Consider the following 16166-nt stretch of genomic DNA (forward strand, 5'->3'; position numbering starts at 1 on the left):
GAGGGGGCGTTGGCAATGTCATGCATGGCGGGAGGTGCTCCTTCGTCCTTCATTGCTGCGGATAGGGTTCAGATGTCTGTTTTCCGTCGCGGGTGCCGGTTTCCAGTGCCTCAACTGATCGTGCCGACCAGTTTCAGGCGCTTGTCTTCCGGCACTTCGCTGTAGGCCAGCACCGACAGCGAGGGCACGCTGTGGCGGACCATCCGGGCGAGTGCGGCGCGGACCGGGCCTGGTACCAGCACCACCGCCGGCTCGTTGCGCGCCTCCTGCTTGCCCACACATTCGGCAAGACTCTGATGGAGGCGTTCGGCGAGACCCGGTTCCAGTGCGGCACCATTGCCTTGCGTGGATTCCTGCAAGACCCGTTCCAATTGCGGGTTGAGGGTGAACACCGGCAGCTCGGCCGACATTCCGGCGATCTCCTGCACGATGAAACGGCCCAGCGCGTTGCGCACGGCGGCGGTAAGGATGGCCGGGTCCTGGGTCTGCGGGGCGTTCTCCACCAGGGCCTCGGCGATCTTGCGCAGCTGCCGTACCGGGATGCGCTCGGTGAGCAGGTTCTGCAGCACACGGGCGACCACGGAAATCGGCAGCGCCTTGGGGGTGAGATCTTCCACCAGCTTGGGCGCGCTCTTGGCCAGCGTGGCCAGCAGCTGCTGCACTTCCTCGTGGCCGAGCAGCTCGGGCGCGTGTTCGCGGATCAGGTGCGACAGGTGCGTGGCGACCACGGTGGCCGGGTCGACCACGGTGTAGCCCATCGACTCGGCATGGGCGCGCTGGTGTGGCTGGATCCAGGTCGCGTCCAGGCCGAACGCCGGGTCCTTGCCGGGAATACCGTCCAGCTGGCCCAGTGCGCTGCCCGGATCCAGCGCCAGTTCGCGGTCGGGATGGATCTCGGCGCTGGCCACCGGCACGCCGTGGATCAGCAGCCGGTAGCCGGTCGCCGGCAGCTCCAGGTTGTCGCGGATATGCACCGAGGGAATCAGGAAACCGACATCCTGGGTGAGCTTGCGGCGTACGCCCTTGATGCGCGCCATCAACTCGCCGCCCTGGGCCTTGTCCACCAGCGGAATCAACCGGTAGCCGACTTCCAGACCCAGCGGATCGATCGGGCGCAGTTCGTCCCAGGTCAGCTCGGCGGTAGGGGCCGGCTGCGGCGGGGACAGGCCCGGGATGTCACCGGGCGCGGTGGCCGGATCGGCGCCGCTGGCGGCCGCGGCGCCGTCACGTTTCCAGAACTTCCAGGCCAGGAAGCCGAGAATCGCCGCCAGCGTCAGGAAGGCGACGTTGGGCATGCCCGGCACCAGACCGACCAGGCCGATGATGCCGGCGGCGATGGCCAGGGCACGGTACTGGCCGAACACCTGGCCCATCATCGCCTGGCTCATGTCCTGCTTGCGCGAGGCGCGGGTGACCAGCAGTGCGACCGCGCTGGACACCAGCAGCGCCGGCAACTGCGCGACCAGGCCGTCACCGATGGACAGCAGGGTGTAGGTGGCGGCCGCGTCGCCGAACGGCATGCCGTGCTGCAGCACGCCAACGGCCAGGCCGCCGAGCAGATTGATGAACAGGATCAGGATGCCGGCGATCGCATCGCCGCGGATGAACTTGTTGGCGCCATCCATCGCACCGTAGAAATCGGCTTCCTCGCGGACTTCCTCGCGACGGATCTTGGCTTCCTCGCGCGTCAGCAAACCGGCGTTGAGGTCGGCATCGATGGCCATCTGCTTGCCGGGCATGGCATCCAGGGTGAAGCGTGCGGCCACTTCGGACACGCGTCCGGCGCCCTTGGTGATGACCACGAAGTTGATGATGGTCAGGATCGCGAACACCACGATGCCGACGGCATAGTTGCCGCCGATCACGAATTCGCCGAACGAGGCGATCACCTTGCCGGCCGCCTCGTGGCCATTCTGGCCGTTGAGCAGGATCACCCGGGTGGAGGCCACGTTCAGTGCCAGCCGCAGCATCGTGGTGATCAGCAGCACGATCGGGAAGATGGTGAAATCCAGCGGCCGCTGCACATAGACCACCGCCAGCAGCACCATCAGCGAAATGGCGATGTTGAAGGTGAACAGTGCATCCAGCACCGGCGCGGCCAGTGGCATCACCACCATCGCCAGCAGTGCCAGCACGATCAATGGCGTTCCCAGCCCGTTGCGCATCATCTCCAGCACCCGGCGCACGCCAAATGGCATCGATTGCATGCTCATGGCGTGCCTGCCTTGCCGAACTCATCCACCTCGAACGGCGGTTGCGCGGGCATGGGTCCGGTGCGCCACTGGCGCAGCTGGTAGACGTAGGACAGGACCTGGGCAACAGCCGAATACAGTCTCACGGGAATTTCCTTGCCGAGTTGCCCTTCCCTATACAAGGCGCGTGCCAAAGGCGGAGCGGAGACGATGGCGACCTTGTTGCCGTCGGCCACCTGGCGGATGCGCAGGGCCAGCTCATCGACGCCGCGGGCCACCACCGTCGGCGCGTTCATGCGGCCGCCTTCGTACTTCAGCGCCACCGCGTAATGGGTCGGGTTGACCACGACGACGTCGGCGCCGGGCACCGCTTCCATCATCCGCCGCTGCGACAGCTGCATCTGCATCTGGCGGATGCGGCCCTTGATCTCGGGGCTGCCTTCGCTTTCCTTGAGCTCGCGCTTGAGCTCCTCGCGCGTCATCTTCAGCTTCCGCAGCCAGTTCCACTTCTGGTACGGCGCGTCGATGGCCGCCAGCAGGCACATCGCCCCGGCGGTGGCCAGCAGCAGCTGCAAGGTGAAGCCGAACCCGCTGCTGGCCGCGCTCTCCAGCGGCATGCGCAGCAGCCCGCGCAAGCGGTCCATGCCATGCCACATGCACAGCCCGGCGGCGGTGCCGACGAATACGATCCGCAACAGGGATTTGGCCAGTTCGGCCAGGGCTTCCGGGCCGTACTGCCGCTTGAGCCCGCTCATCGGATTGAGCCGGCTGAAATCCGGCATCAGCGCCTTCTGCGAGAAGCGCAGGCCACCCATCACCACCGGGGCCACAAAGCTGGCCAGCACGCACACCAAGATCAGCGGTGAAATGGCCACCATCAACTTCAACAGCAGCCAGCCGGCGTGCCCGAACAGCGCGTCAGGGTTGCGGAGCAGCGCCGCCTCCGGGGTCAGGGCACCACGCAACCAGCTGCGGGTGCCACTGCCGATGGTGCCGGCCATCGCGTAGATGGCCAGCACGCCCGCGCTGAACACCGCGGCGGTGGCCAGCTCGCGCGAACGCGGGATATTGCCCTGTTCGCGGGCGTCGCGCAGGCGTTTTTCGGTGGGAAGTTCGGTCTTTTCGCCGGACTGGTCGTTCTCGGACATCACGCGGCACGGAAGGGGAGCTCACTGTCTCCGTGCAAGAAGCGTTCCGCTGGCCGCGGCGCTCAGGGTTCGCTGTGGTCCACCGCCGGAAGCGCCACGCCGCCATGCAGCCGCATGAAGCTTTCGGCACTGACCGGCTGGCCGAGCTGGTTGCCTTGCAGGTAGTCGCAGCCCAGACGCTCGATATAGGTACGCTGGCCCTGCGTTTCTATGCCCTCGGCGACGACGTCCATGTTCAGCGCATGGCCCAGCGCGATGATGGCCGAGATGATCACCACATCCTCGTCGCTCTCCTCCACCGCCAGGATGAAGGCCCGGTCGATCTTCAACTCGGTGGCGGGCAGGCGCTTGAGCTGCAGCAGGCTGGAGTAGCCGGTGCCGAAGTCGTCGATGGAAATGCCGATGCCCAGTGCCGCCAGCGCGCGCAACGAGGTGGAGGTGGTGTCGGCATCGTGCATCACCACGCTTTCGCTGATTTCAAGGATCAGGCGCGAGGGGTGCAGTCCGTTGTGCTCCAGGATCTGGCGGACCTGGCCCAGCAGCTGGCCCGAACCGAGCTGGCGGCTGGACAGGTTGACCGATATCCGCCAGTCCTGGTGACCGGCATCCTGCCAGCTGCGCATCTGCCGGCAGGCCTCGTTCAACACCCACTGGCCCAGCGGCTCCATCAGGTCGTGCTGTTCGGCCAGCCGGATCACCCGTTCGCACGGGATCAGGCCATGTTCGGGATGGCGCCAGCGCAGCAGCGCTTCGGCCCCGCCGACACGGCCGCTGTTGGCATGGATGCGAGGCTGGTAATGCAGCAGCAGTTGCGGCGTGCCGATGGCCGAGCGCAGGTCCGCGAGCAGGCGGATATCCTGCTCGACGCTGCCCTTCATCCACTCGGCATAGACCGCGTGGATGTTGCGCCCGGCCTGCTGCGCGTGCCGCATCGCGATCTCCGACAGCGATACCAGCGACTGGCCGGCCTCGGTGTCGGCGCTGAGCAGGGCCACGCCGATACTGCAGGTCACGCGCATGTCGCGGCCGCCCACGCGCAGGGTGTTGATCGCGGTGATGACGCGCTCGGCCAGTCGTCTGGCCGCCGGCTCGTCCTCGATCGGCGTGGCGATCACGAACTGGTCGCCCCCGAGCCGGGCGACCAGATCCCCGGCGCACATCAGCTGCCTGAGGCGTTCGGACACGCCGACCAGGACGGTGTCTCCGACATGATGGCCGAAGGCGCCGTTGATCTGGCGCAACTCGTCCAGATCCAGCGAGAGCACGGCCAGGCTGTGGCCGGCGTCGCGGGCGCTGGCGATCTGCTGGTCGATCCGTTCAAGCGCCCGCTGGCGGTTGGGCAGGCCGGTCAGCGGGTCGTGCAGGTTGGCGTGGAACAGCTCCTTGCGCGCGTCGTCCAGCGAGGCGGCCAGCATCGAGTTGCGCAGGTGCAGCAGCCGGCTCCGGGTACGTTGTTCCAGCAGCGAGACCAGCAGCGTCACGCCGATCACCGCGACCGACACCACCACCACGAAGGCGGCCAGCCATTCGGTGGGCAGCCCGCCGGTGCCGGCGACGGCGCAGACACTGCCCTCGGCGAAATGCGCCGCGGCCATCCCGGTGTAGTGCATGCCGACGATCGCCAGCCCCAGCACGACAGCGGCGGCCAGACGCGCCGGCAGCGGGTGATCGCTGGCGCGCAGGCGGAAGGCGATGAACAACGCGCTCCAGGAGGCGGCAACGGCGATCACGATGGACAGCGCGAACCAGAAACGGTCGTACTCGATCTGCGGATGCATGCGCAGGGCGGTCATGCCGAGGTAATGCATGCAGGCGATGCCGATTCCCATCAGCAGCGCCCCCAACGCCAGCCGCAGATGCGGCAGGGTCGGGCGCGAGACCAGCCACAGCGCGAACAGCGCGCTGGCGATGGCCACCAGCAGCGATTGCAGCGTCAGCCACAGGTCATAGCCCACCGGGATCGGCAGCCGGAAGGCGAGCATGCCGATGAAGTGCATCGACCAGATACCCGCACCCATCGCGCCGCTGCCGGCCAGCAGCCACAGCGCGGCGCTGCGGCGTGAATCGGCGACGGACACGCGGGCGGCCATGTCCAGCGCCGTGTATGACGCCAGAATGGCGACCAGAACTGAAAGCACGACGAACAACGGGTTATAGCTGCCGACGAGCATCAGGACCCCTCCGGAGATGGCGCACCGCACCGTCCCGGTGCGAGGTGGCAGGCAGCTCCGCTGTCACGGCAGTACCCGCGCAGCTCCCAGACTACCTACACCATGGGGGGGGGAAGCAAGAGGCGGGCGTATCGGCGCGGCAAAAAGGGCCTCGGCCGGTCCGGATCAGCCGGTGACCTGGCGGGCGGTATCGAAGGCGGTGTCGAGCAGGCGTTGCACCGGCGGTCCCATTTCACCGGCCAGCAGCGCCAGCAGCAGCATGCCCAGCAGCAGGGATACCGGCAGGCCCAACTGGATCGGGTTCAACGCCGGGGCCGCGCGGGCCAGCACGCCGAAGGCCAGATTGACCGCCAGCATGGCCACGGTCAGCGGCAACGCCAGCGTCAGTGCGCCGCGGAAGATCTGCAATGCGAGGGTGGGCGCCAGCGCCGCCATGGCGTGCGGATCGGGCAGGGCGGTGCCGATGGGCAGGGCCTTGTAGCTGTCCATCAACAGGGAAATCAGCGCCAGGTGGCCGTTGGCGGTGAAGAACAACAGGCCGAACAGCAGGTAGAACCATTGCCCGATCACGCCGGAGCTGCCGCCGCGCATCGGATCGTTCATCTGCGCAAACGCCAGCCCGGTGCCCTGCGCGACCATTTCGCCGGCCATCGCGCCGGCTTCGAAGATCAGCCGCAGCAGGAAGCCGATCGACACCCCGACCGCCAGCTCGCGGGCGATGGTCAGCACGGTGGCGGCGTCGAAGCCGTTCCACACCGGTACCGGCGGCAGGATCGGGGCCAGCGCCACCGACAAGGCGACCGCCAGCATCGCCCGTACCCGTGCCGGCACCGCGCGGGTGCCGACCATCGGCATCGCCATCAGCATGGCGCCGACGCGCAGCATCATCCACAGCACGTTGCCGATCAGGGCGAATGCCTGCTGCCCGTCGATGGCCATCTGGGTTGCGCTGTCCACGTGGCGGCCTATCCGATCAGATGGGGAATGCGCTGGAACAGCAAGGTGGTGAATTCCACCAGATGGCCGATCAGTAGGCTGCCCAGCGCAAACAGTGCCACGGTCAGGCCGGCGGCCTTGGCGACGAAGGCGATGGTGGGTTCATTGAGCTGGGTCGCCGCCTGGATCACACCGACCACCACGCCGATCACCAGCACGGTGAGCAGCAACGGGCCGGCGACCCAGAGCGTGGCGACAAGGCCGCCGCGCAGTTCGGTGAGGGCAAGTTCAGGACTCAAGACATCGCTCCTCAGACGGCGTTGAAGCTGGCGGCAAGAGTGCCGACCACCAGTACCCAGCCATCGACCAGTACGAACAGCAGGATCTTGAAGGGGGCGGAAATGATCATCGGCGAAAGCATCATCATGCCCATCGACATCAGCACGCTGGCCACGACCAGATCGATGATCAGGAACGGAATGAAGATCAGGAAGCCGATCTCGAAGGCGGTTTTCAACTCGCTGGTGACAAAGGAGGCCACCAGTACCGGGAACGGGATCGCATCCGGGCTGGCGTAGGTACCGTGACCGGCCAGGCCGGCGAAGGTCATCAGGTCGGTATCGCGCACCTGCGCCAGCATGAACGCCCGCAGCGGCTGGGTGGTCAGGGTCCACGCGGTCTGGAAGTCGATCTGACCGTCCAGATAGGGCGCCATGCCGGTGCTCCAGGATTTTTCCCAGACCGGCATCATCACCATCGCGGTCAGGAACAGCGCCAGCCCCAGCAGGATCTGGTTGGAGGGCGTCTGCCCGGTGCCCAGCGCCTGGCGCAGCAGACCCAGCACGATGATGATGCGGGTGAAGGCGGTCAGCACCAGCAGCATTGATGGCAGCAGGGTGATGGCTGTCATCAGCAGCAGGGTCTGCAGCGGCAGGCTGACCGGCTGGCTGCCGATCTTGCCGACGTTCACATCCGGCAGCACCGGCATCTGCGGGGCGGCCGGGGTGGCCAGGGCCAGCACCGGAAAGGCGACCAGCGCCAGCAGCAACAGCCACTGCCAGCAGGAAAGGCGGGAAAGACGATGACCCGACATGATTCAGGGTTCCTTGCGCAGCTTCTGGGCAAGCAGCTGGGCGAAATTCGGTAGTTGTTTGAAATTGGGCAGCGCCGGAGGCGGCGCCTGCGGCAACGGTCCGGGCAGCTGGTGCAGGGTGCTGATACCGCCGGCGGTCACGCCCAGCAGCAGCTGCTGGCCGTTGACGTCCACCACCACCACGCGCTCCTTGGCGCCCACGTTGAGGCTGGCCACCACCTTCAGGCCTTCGGCCGGACGGAAACCGCCACCGGGCAGGCGCTTGAGCAGCCAGCCCAGGCCGACGATCAGCGCCAGCACCATCAGCAGCGCCAGCACCGCACCGAACATGCCCGGAGCGGTGCTCGCATGCTGGCCGACCGTCGCCGGCTGGCCTTGGGCCATGGCGGCCGGTGCGGCAGTGGCAAGCAGTGCGATCAACGCAGTCTCCGGATGCGCTCGCTGGGGCTGACCACGTCGGTCAGGCGCACGCCGAAGCGGTCGTTGATCACCACCACTTCGCCATGGGCGATCAGGGTGCCGTTGACCAGGACGTCCAGCGATTCACCGGCGCCGCGCTCCAGCTCCACCACCGAGCCCTGGTTGAGCTGCAGCAGATTGCGGATCGGCACGCGCGCGCGTCCCACTTCCAGTGACAGGGTCACCGGCACATCCAGGATCACATCCAGATCCAGATCGGTGGTGGCGACGCCATCTGCCCGCAGATCGGCGAACTGGGCCGGGGTAGCCTGCGGGGTTGCGGGGGTTTCGATGTCAGTCATGGGATTTTTCCTGGATCGCCGGCAGCGTTTTGCGGGTGCCGGGCGGTTGGGTTGCAGTGATCTTGATGGCGTTGCGTTCGTTGGCCACACCGAACTCGCCAGTGAAGACAGGGATGCCTTCCACACACAGCGGGACTTCCTGGGGCAGGTCGATGGGCAGGATGTCGCCGATCTTCAGCTGGGTGAGTTCGCGCAGGCTCATGCGGCGCTTGGCCAGCACGCTGGAAAGCTCGACTTCGGCCGAATTGAGCTGCTCGCGCAGCATCACCGCCCAGCTTTCGTCGCGGTCGTTGCGGTCGCTCTGGATGCCCGCATCGAGCAGCTCGCGGATCGGCTCCAGCATCGAGTACGGCAAGGTGATGTGGATGTCGCCACCGCCGCTCTCCAGCTCGACGTGGAAACGGCACACCACCACGTATTCGCGCGGACTGACGATGTTGGCGAAGTGGGGGTTGATCTCGGAGTTGATGTACTCGAAGTCGGTGTTCATCACCGGACCCCAGGCTTCCTTGAGGTCGGCGAAGGCCTGCTTGAGCATCAGCTGGATCACCCGCATCTCGGTGGCGGTGAACTCGCGGCCCTCGATACGGGTGTGGTAACGCCCGTCACCACCGAAGAAGTTGTCCACCACCGCGAACACGAGGGTCGGTTCAAACACGATCAGGCCGGTGCCACGCAGCGGCTTGAAGCGGACCAGGTTGAGGTTGGTGGGCACATACAGCGAGTGCAGGTAGTCGCCGAACTTGATCAGCTCGATGCCGCGCACCGAGATTTCGGCCGAACGCCGGATCAGGTTGAACAGACCGATACGCCACAGGCGCACGAAGCGTTCGTTGACCATTTCCAGGGTGGGCATGCGCCCGCGGATGATCCGGTCCTGGCTAGCGAAGTCGTAGGTGCGGGCCTCGCCGGGCGCCGGTTCCGGCTCGTCGGTCTCCACTTTGCCCGAATCCACGCCATGCAGCAGCGCGTCGATCTCGTCCTGTGACAGCAGGTCATTGATGCTCATCGCAGCGCCTTACTGGGTCACGAAACTGGTGAACAGCAGGTCATCGGCGCTTTTCTTGCCGGTTTCAGCGGTCATCAGTTTCTGTACTTCGGCCAGCGCCGACGCTTGCAGTTTCTCCTTGCCGGGACGGTCGGCGATCTGCTCCGGGCTGACCTGGGAAAACAGCATCAGCAATTTGGCGCGGATCGCCGGGGCGTGGGTTTCCAGCGCCTGCAGCGCGATCGGGTCGCGGGTCATCAGCTGGACTTCGACCTGCAGGTAGCGCGGGCCATCGATCGGACTGTTCATGTTGACCACGAACGCCGGGTCCAGGGCGTAGTACTGGGCCGGCGCCGGCTTGGCCGGTGCCGCGGATTTGGCGGGGGCCCCCTCCTTGGCCTGGGTGAAGTACCACACCGCGCCACCGGCAGCGCCAGCGGCCAGCAGTGCGATCAGGGCGGTGACCAGTACCGTGCGCTTGGGCTTGCCCGGGGCGTCCTTGGTGTCGGCGGATTTGCGGGATTTGTCGGCAGCTACGGCCACGATGTGCTCCTCAGGAATGCTCTCCAGTCAGATGCAAGTCATGTGCCGAACCGCGGGTGTGACGGGGAAAAGTGGGCGGCGTTGCCGCGCGTCAATGACGGGCGCCGGCGCCTTGCGTGGCGCCAGCGCGGAGGCGGCCGGAATGCGCAGCGCTCAGGCGTAGGCGTCAAGCAGCCCGCGCAGCCGCAGCGAATGACCGCTCATGGCCGGCAAGGCGTCGTCGCTGGCGCCGTCGCGCACATCACCGCTGCCGCTGGCGTCCGGGCCCGCCGCATCGCGTTCCGGCGCACTCTGTTGCTGGCCGACATCGGCCTGGGCCAGCTGCAGCCCCTGTTCGCCAAGCATGTCGCGCAACCTTGGCAGGCTGCTTTCCAGCGCCTGGCGCACGTCGGCGTTGGCGCTGCTGAAGCTGGCATGCAGACGGTCGCCATCAAGCTGCAGCTTCACCTCGATCGGCCCCATCTCGTGCGGAGTGACGCGGATATGGGCATGGCCGATCTTCTGGTCGGCCAGCCAGCCGATGCGGGCACCGAAGGCGTCTTCAAACTCCGGACTGTTCACATCCGGGGTGACGCTTGTGGCGAGGACCACCGGTGCGGCCGTTGTGCGTGCTTCCGCGGTCGCCACGCTCTGCAGCATCTGCTGGAATGCCACTGGCGTGGGCGTTTCCTGCCGCTCTTCCACCTGCATGGGCGGGGCATTGGCCGGCAATGCGATCTGTCCGGGCACGGTGTCGATGACGGCTTCGCTGGCGGGGGGGGCGGCCGCAGGCGCGATGGCCTGCAGTGCCTGCCCCGGCAGCGGTCCGGTGGCGGGAGCGGCCATGGCGGTCGCGGCAGGCGTCGCGGCCGCTGCCGGCGCAGCGGATGCCGCTGGCGGCGGTACCGGTTCCAGCGGCACCGGGATCAGGCCGGACAGCCCCAGCGGTGGCCAGGGGGCGTCCAGGCTGTCATCAGGCGCCGCCGGTGCCGGTTTCTCGACATTGGCACTGCCTGGCGCGTCTTCTTCCTGGATTTCGGGCTCGGATTCGGTGCCGGTGCCGGAATCCTGACGCGCTGCAGGGGTGTCGGCGGCGCTGGCGTTGTCGGCACCGGCCGGCGCGGGCGCGGCCGTCAGCAGTGCGTCGAAACCGCTCGCCGGTTTGCTGTCCGCGCGACTGCCGGAGAGGGCGCCGGTCGTGTCCCTGGCGGAGGACGGGGCCGGTGCGCTGCTGATCGACAGCATGCTCATGCCGGTTCTCCGTCGTCGGTACGCTTTGCCAGGCGCGCGCGGCGTGCGCCCAGATCGTCCATCTCGCGCTGGTCGCGCCGTTCGGCGACCTGCTTTTCCTGCGCGCGGTAGCTGGCGGCCAGCTGTTCGAGCACCTGCTTGTCGCGCGAGGCCAGCAGCAGGCGTGCGCGTTCGGCATCGACATGCTCGCGGTTGCTGTCCACGGTCTTGCTCTGTGTCTGTACCGCGTTGTCCAGCCGGTCCAGGAACGCGCGCCGGTTCATCAGTTGCGAGGCGCTGGTCGCGGCCATCTGCGCATTGGCATATTCATCGGCGTACTGGCGCAGTTCGGACAGGCGCGACTGGTGCATTTCCAGGGTTTTCTGGCGCTCGGCCAGTGCCTTGGCCACTTCATCTTCGCGGTCCTGCGCATGGCGCAGCAGCGGGTCGAGACGACGGGACGGACTCATGCGGATTTCTCGCTATCTACCAACTGTTGCAATGCATCCAGGCTGTGGCCCAGATCGGCGGCGTTGTGCACGTCCTGGCCGAGGAATTCCATGATCTCCGGCCAGCGTGCCAGCGCCTCGTCGGTGACCGGATCGTTGCCGCGCTGGTAGGCACCGATGGCGATCAGGTCGCGGTTGGCCGAATAGGCCGCCACCAGCCGCTTGAGCTTGCGGATGCGCGCCCGCCAGGTGTCATCGGCGATGTCCTGGACCACACGGCTGACCGAGGATTCGACATCGATGGCCGGATACAGGCCGCTGTCGGCGACCCGCCGCGAAAGCAGGATGTGGCCGTCAAGGATGGCGCGGGCGGCATCGGCGATCGGATCCTGCGGATCGTCGCCTTCGGTCAGCACGGTGTAGAACGCGGTGATCGAACCGCGGCCCTTGGCGCCATTGCCGGCGCGCTCGACCAGCGCCGGCAGCTTGGCGAATACCGACGGCGGATAGCCGCGGGTGGTCGGCGGCTCGCCCACGGACAGGCCGATCTCGCGCTGGGCCTGGGCGAAGCGGGTCAGCGAATCCATCAGCAGCAATACATTCAAACCCTGGTCACGGAACCATTCGGCAATCGCGGTGGCACGGTAGGCGCCATGCAGGCGCGCCAGCGGTGGCCGGTCGGCCGGGCTGGCCACCACCACCGCGCGGCGCAGACCCTCCTCGCCGAGGGTGGATTCGACGAAATCGCGTACTTCGCGACCACGCTCACCGATCAGGCCGACCACGATGACATCGGCCGCGGTGTAGCGGGTCATCATGCCCAGTAGTGTGGATTTGCCCACGCCCGAGCCGGCGAACAGGCCCACGCGCTGGCCGCGGCCGATCGGCAGCAGCGCGTTGATCGCACGCACGCCCACGTCCAGCGGCTGGGTGATGGGCTCGCGCGCCAGCGGGTTGATCGACACGCCGGCCATGCCGACGGTGCCCTCGGCGCGGATCGGGCCCTTGCCGTCCAGCGGGATGCCGTCCGAATCGATGACGCGGCCGAGCAGGCCTTCGCCGACTTCCACGCCGCCGCGGCGGAACGAGGGCACCACACGGGCGTTGGGCAGCAGGCCATGCAGCTCGGCGCTGGGCATCAGATAGGTGCGGTCACCGGAGAACCCCACCACTTCGGCATCGACCCAGCCACCGTCGATGATTTCCACTTTGCAGCTGGCGCCCATCGGCGCTTCGCAGCCGACCGCTTCGAGGGTGAGGCCGACGGCGCGGCGCAGGACTCCTTCGCGGATCAGACCACGGCCGTTGCCGGCCTCCAGTGCGATGCCTTCCAGACGTGCGGCCAGGCGCAGATTGCGCGCGGCGGCCCACTCGGGCGGGGAGGGCGCGGCGCTCACTGGCCGGCTCCGGCGCGGCGCATGACGGTGCCCAGTGCCGAGCGTAGACGCGCATCGAGGGTGCCATCGATACGGACCGCTTCGGCATGCACGCGCAGATCGCCACGGCTCAGGCCCAGGTCCGGCACCAGCCGTTGCCCCTCCGGCAGCGACAGCAGCGGTGCCAGCGCGGCGATATCGTCCGGATGCAGGCGCACCTCGACATCGCGGTGGTTGCTGCCGACGGTGCTCAAGGCCTCGTGCACCAGCGCCGAAAGCAGTGATGGATCGGTTTCATAGGCGCGGCCGACCAGGTTGCCGGCGATGCGGACCGAAAGGTCGCCCAGTGCGCCGACCACTTCATCCTCCAGACGCGACAGCGGCCGGGTGAAGTTGTCGAGGATGCCTTCGATCTGCGCGATCAGCCGGCGCACCTCGGCCTGGCCTTGTGCGTAGCCTTCGGCGTGACCTTCCTCGCGGCCGTCGCGACGCGCCGCATCCTGGATCGCCTCGATCTCCTCCAGTGTCGGCAGGTGCAGCGCCGGCGGCGCCGGCTCCTCGGGCAGCGGCTGCTCCGGAAACTCCTCGGACACGGCTTCAATGACGGCCGGAGCGGCCATCAGGTCCGGTGCATGCCAGCGAACGGCCGGACTCACAGCATCGCCTCGGCGCTGCCGCCCAGGGTGACCGTGCCCTCATCGGCCATGCGTTTGACGATAGCCAGGATCTCGCGTTGCGCCGTCTCCACATCGGACAGACGCACCGGACCGCGGGCCTCCATGTCTTCAAGAAGGATCTCGGCGGCACGCTGGGACATGTTGCGGGTTATCTTGTCGCGCACCTTGATGTCGGCGCCACGCAGGGCCAGACCCAGGCGCTCGCCGCTGACTTCGCGCAGTACCAGCTGCATTTCACGATCGTCCAGGTCCACCAGATCGTCGAACACGAACATCAGGTCCTGGATGCGGCCGCCGAGCGGGGCATCGATGCGGCCGATCTCGGTGAGAATGACCTGGTCCTGGCCACCGTCCATGAAGTTCAGGATGTTGGCTGCGCACTGCACGCCGCCGATGTTGGAGGACTTCAGGTTCTGGTTGCCGGCGAACTGGCGCTCCATGATCTCGTTCAACTCGTTCAGCGCGTTGGGCGGGATGCCATCGAGCGTGGCGATACGCAGCAGCACGTCGACCCGGGTGCGTTCGGGCAGCAGCTTGAGCGCCTCGGCGGCCTGGTCGGTTTCCAGGTGCGCCATGACGATGGCGATGATCTGCGGATGCTCGTTGCGTACCAGGTCGGCCACCGCGCGCGGATCCATCCACTTGAGCGCGTCCAGACCGGTGGTGTTGCGACCCAGCAGGATGCGGTCGATCAGGTTGCCGGCCTTCTCGGTACCCAGCGCCTGCACCAGCATGTTGCGGATGTAGTCGTCCGAGCCGACCGACAGCGAGGTCTTGTTGCCCAGCGCGGCGCCGAACTCGTCCATCACCTGCTGCACCTGCTCGCGGGTGACATCGTTGAGCGTGGCCATGGCGATGCCGATCTTCTGCACCTCCTTGGGCTCCATGTGCTTGAGCACCTCGGCGGCATCCTGCTCGCCCAGTGAGAGCAGCAGCACGGCGGCGCGCTGCACGCCGGTCATCGGAATAACGTCAGTCATTGGCAACCCAACCCTTCACAACCTGCGCCACGCGCTTGGAATCGGCCTGTACCGCTTCGCGCGCCATCCGCAGGCGTTCTTCGTAGGCATCCACCGGCAATGCCAGCGGCGAGGGGGCATCCAGCTGTACACGGTCGGCAGCCAGTGCCGGCATCTCGGAATCGTCGTCCAGGATCTGCACATCGGCGCTGAGCGGGTCGTCCTCGGCACCCGGCAAGGCCTTGGGCGGGCTGGACATCTGTCGCATGGCCGGGCGCAGCACACCAAACAGCAGGGCCAGCACCACGATCGCCCCCAGCACCAGACGCAGTGCATCGCGGATCTGCGGGTTCTCCCACCACTTCGGCGTTTCGACCGGCACCGGTTCACGCACGAACGGAGCGTTCATGACCGACACGGTATCGCCGCGCTCGGCGTTGAAACCGACCGCCTGCTTGACCAGCGCTTCCACGCGGGTGAGTTCGGCGGCGCTGAGCGGCTGATCGCTGAGCTTGCCGTTGGCACCGGCGCGCGGCACGTGATCGACCAGCACCGCCACCGACACGCGGTTGACGCGACCGGCCGGCTGGCGGGTGTGCTGCAGGGTGCGGTCCAGCTCGTAATTTCGGGTCGCGCTCTTGCTGCTTTCCGTGGCCGTGGCCGCGGTCGCCGCCGTGGCATCCGGACCGGGCGGGGTGTTGCTGGCGGCACCGGGAATCCCCTGCGGGCCAGCCCCGGCATTGGTGTTTTCGCTGATCTGCTCGCTGCGGACCTTCTGCGGCTCGGCGTTGTACAGCTCACGGGCCTCTTCGATGACCGAAAAATCCATGTCCACGCTGACTTCCGGATTCACCCGGCCGGCTCCGGTCATCGGCTCGAGCAGTTCGCGGATGCGCTGGTTGAACGAGGTTTCCAGGCGGCGCACCTGGTCGAACTGGGCGGCATTGAGCGCGGCGTCGCTGTTGGGGTCGGCGATGGTGAGCATGCGCCCGCTCTGGTCGACCACGGTCACCCGCTCCGGAGCAAGGTCCGGAATGCTGGAGGCCACCATGTGCACGATCGCATCGACCTGGTTGCGTTCCAGCTGCTGGCCGCCGCGCAGCTCCAGTACCACCGAGGCGCTGGCCACGTCACGCTGGCGGGTGAACGCGCTGGGCTTGGGAATGGCCAGATGCACGCGCGCATCGCGCACCGGACGCAGGGCGGTGATGGTACGCACCAGCTCGGTCTCCAGCGCGTGCTGGTAACGGGCGTTCTCCACGAACTGGCTGACACCAAAACCGGGATCGCGCTCCATCAGCTCAAAGCCCAGCCGGCCGCTTTCCGTCAGACCGGAACCGGCCAGCTTCAACCGCGCGTCATGCACGTTTTTTTCCGGCACGCTGATGGCGCCGGTGGCGGCATTGAGCTCGAACGGAATCTGTGCAGCGCGCAGCAGGTCGGTGGCCTCTGCCGTCGCCTTCTGGTCCAGCCCGGTGTACAGCGGCATCATCTGCGGCTTCTGCGCCCAGAAGAACACAAACAGGCCCGCCGCCACGGCGATGGCGATCATTGCCATCAATCCCAGCCGCCGGGTGATCTGCAGACTCTGCAGGCGGTCGAACCATGCGCCGGCTTTTTCCGGATTGAGAGCGTCTCTGGAGAGCGCGAGTGCCATGCGGATC

16 protein-coding genes are annotated in these 16166 nt (G+C 67.2%); all 16 read right to left on the minus strand.

The window, feature by feature from the left end:
• Nucleotides 1-110 precede the first annotated feature (110 nt).
• Nucleotides 111-2213 carry a flagellar biosynthesis protein FlhA gene (gene flhA / locus ACVOMH_RS08140; RefSeq protein ID WP_481523803.1) on the minus strand — a complete coding sequence of 701 codons (2103 nt, stop codon included), beginning with the start codon at nucleotides 2211-2213 and terminating at the stop codon, nucleotides 111-113.
• Nucleotides 2210-3340, minus strand: coding sequence for a flagellar biosynthesis protein FlhB (gene flhB / locus ACVOMH_RS08145; protein ID WP_481551617.1), 1131 nt, complete (start codon nucleotides 3338-3340; stop codon nucleotides 2210-2212). Before flhB ends, flhA begins: the two co-directional genes overlap by 4 nt.
• A gap of 62 nt (nucleotides 3341-3402) precedes the next feature.
• A complete protein-coding gene (locus tag ACVOMH_RS08150; RefSeq protein ID WP_481551618.1) occupies nucleotides 3403-5511 on the minus strand; it encodes a putative bifunctional diguanylate cyclase/phosphodiesterase in 2109 nt (702 codons plus the stop codon).
• A 165-nt stretch (nucleotides 5512-5676) separates the two neighbouring features.
• Nucleotides 5677-6468, minus strand: coding sequence for a flagellar biosynthetic protein FliR (gene fliR / locus ACVOMH_RS08155; protein ID WP_057506492.1), 792 nt, complete (start codon nucleotides 6466-6468; stop codon nucleotides 5677-5679).
• 8 nt (nucleotides 6469-6476) lie between these two features.
• Nucleotides 6477-6746 carry a flagellar biosynthetic protein FliQ gene (locus tag ACVOMH_RS08160; RefSeq protein WP_054659996.1) on the minus strand — a complete coding sequence of 90 codons (270 nt, stop codon included), beginning with the start codon at nucleotides 6744-6746 and terminating at the stop codon, nucleotides 6477-6479.
• 11 nt (nucleotides 6747-6757) lie between these two features.
• Nucleotides 6758-7540 carry a flagellar type III secretion system pore protein FliP gene (gene fliP, locus ACVOMH_RS08165; protein ID WP_481523806.1) on the minus strand — a complete coding sequence of 261 codons (783 nt, stop codon included), beginning with the start codon at nucleotides 7538-7540 and terminating at the stop codon, nucleotides 6758-6760.
• Nucleotides 7541-7543: 3 nt separating this feature from the next.
• Nucleotides 7544-7960, minus strand: a complete 417-nt coding sequence (gene fliO / locus ACVOMH_RS08170; RefSeq protein ID WP_481551619.1) for a flagellar biosynthetic protein FliO — start codon at nucleotides 7958-7960, stop codon at nucleotides 7544-7546.
• A complete protein-coding gene (fliN, locus tag ACVOMH_RS08175; protein ID WP_057506493.1) occupies nucleotides 7957-8301 on the minus strand; it encodes a flagellar motor switch protein FliN in 345 nt (114 codons plus the stop codon). The genes fliO and fliN overlap by 4 nt, the downstream gene beginning before the upstream one ends.
• Nucleotides 8294-9310, minus strand: a complete 1017-nt coding sequence (gene fliM / locus ACVOMH_RS08180) for a flagellar motor switch protein FliM (protein WP_054659989.1) — start codon at nucleotides 9308-9310, stop codon at nucleotides 8294-8296. The genes fliN and fliM overlap by 8 nt, the downstream gene beginning before the upstream one ends.
• 9 nt (nucleotides 9311-9319) lie before the next feature.
• Complete coding sequence (locus ACVOMH_RS08185; protein WP_481551620.1) at nucleotides 9320-9832, minus strand: flagellar basal body-associated FliL family protein; 513 nt, start codon at nucleotides 9830-9832, stop codon at nucleotides 9320-9322.
• Between the two features lie 153 nt (nucleotides 9833-9985).
• Nucleotides 9986-11062 (minus strand): flagellar hook-length control protein FliK, encoded by a 1077-nt coding sequence (locus ACVOMH_RS08190; protein ID WP_481551621.1) that lies wholly within the window; start codon nucleotides 11060-11062, stop codon nucleotides 9986-9988.
• Nucleotides 11059-11511 (minus strand): flagellar export protein FliJ, encoded by a 453-nt coding sequence (fliJ, locus tag ACVOMH_RS08195; RefSeq protein ID WP_054660815.1) that lies wholly within the window; start codon nucleotides 11509-11511, stop codon nucleotides 11059-11061. Before fliJ ends, ACVOMH_RS08190 begins: the two co-directional genes overlap by 4 nt.
• On the minus strand, nucleotides 11508-12887 hold the full coding sequence (fliI, locus tag ACVOMH_RS08200) for a flagellar protein export ATPase FliI (RefSeq protein WP_481551622.1): 1380 nt from the start codon (nucleotides 12885-12887) through the stop codon (nucleotides 11508-11510). Before fliI ends, fliJ begins: the two co-directional genes overlap by 4 nt.
• Entirely contained in the window at nucleotides 12884-13522 is a 639-nt protein-coding gene (locus ACVOMH_RS08205; RefSeq protein ID WP_481551623.1) for a FliH/SctL family protein, read from the minus strand. The genes fliI and ACVOMH_RS08205 overlap by 4 nt, the downstream gene beginning before the upstream one ends.
• The gene (gene fliG / locus ACVOMH_RS08210; protein WP_057506496.1) at nucleotides 13519-14505 is read right to left on the minus strand and encodes a flagellar motor switch protein FliG; all 987 of its coding nucleotides are present in this window, start codon (nucleotides 14503-14505) and stop codon (nucleotides 13519-13521) included. The genes ACVOMH_RS08205 and fliG overlap by 4 nt, the downstream gene beginning before the upstream one ends.
• Before the next feature lie 10 nt (nucleotides 14506-14515).
• Nucleotides 14516-16159, minus strand: a complete 1644-nt coding sequence (gene fliF, locus ACVOMH_RS08215) for a flagellar basal-body MS-ring/collar protein FliF (RefSeq protein ID WP_481551624.1) — start codon at nucleotides 16157-16159, stop codon at nucleotides 14516-14518.
• Between the last annotated feature and the right edge of the window lie 7 nt (nucleotides 16160-16166).

The organism is Stenotrophomonas sp. STEN013 (genome assembly GCF_056760355.1).

What these genes read in the sequence shown, in the direction of transcription:
- ACVOMH_RS08190 (WP_481551621.1), bottom strand. Translation starts at nt 11,062, where the DNA reads ATGAGCATGCTGTCGATCAGCAGCGCACCGGCCCCGTCCTCCGCCAGG.
- fliJ (WP_054660815.1), bottom strand. Translation starts at nt 11,511, where the DNA reads ATGAGTCCGTCCCGTCGTCTCGACCCGCTGCTGCGCCATGCGCAGGAC.
- flhB (WP_481551617.1), bottom strand. Translation starts at nt 3,340, where the DNA reads ATGTCCGAGAACGACCAGTCCGGCGAAAAGACCGAACTTCCCACCGAA.
- fliM (WP_054659989.1), bottom strand. Translation starts at nt 9,310, where the DNA reads ATGAGCATCAATGACCTGCTGTCACAGGACGAGATCGACGCGCTGCTG.
- fliF (WP_481551624.1), bottom strand. Translation starts at nt 16,159, where the DNA reads ATGGCACTCGCGCTCTCCAGAGACGCTCTCAATCCGGAAAAAGCCGGC.
- fliG (WP_057506496.1), bottom strand. Translation starts at nt 14,505, where the DNA reads ATGACCGGCGTGCAGCGCGCCGCCGTGCTGCTGCTCTCACTGGGCGAG.
- flhA (WP_481523803.1), bottom strand. Translation starts at nt 2,213, where the DNA reads ATGAGCATGCAATCGATGCCATTTGGCGTGCGCCGGGTGCTGGAGATG.
- fliN (WP_057506493.1), bottom strand. Translation starts at nt 8,301, where the DNA reads ATGACTGACATCGAAACCCCCGCAACCCCGCAGGCTACCCCGGCCCAG.
- fliP (WP_481523806.1), bottom strand. Translation starts at nt 7,540, where the DNA reads ATGTCGGGTCATCGTCTTTCCCGCCTTTCCTGCTGGCAGTGGCTGTTG.
- ACVOMH_RS08150 (WP_481551618.1), bottom strand. Translation starts at nt 5,511, where the DNA reads ATGCTCGTCGGCAGCTATAACCCGTTGTTCGTCGTGCTTTCAGTTCTG.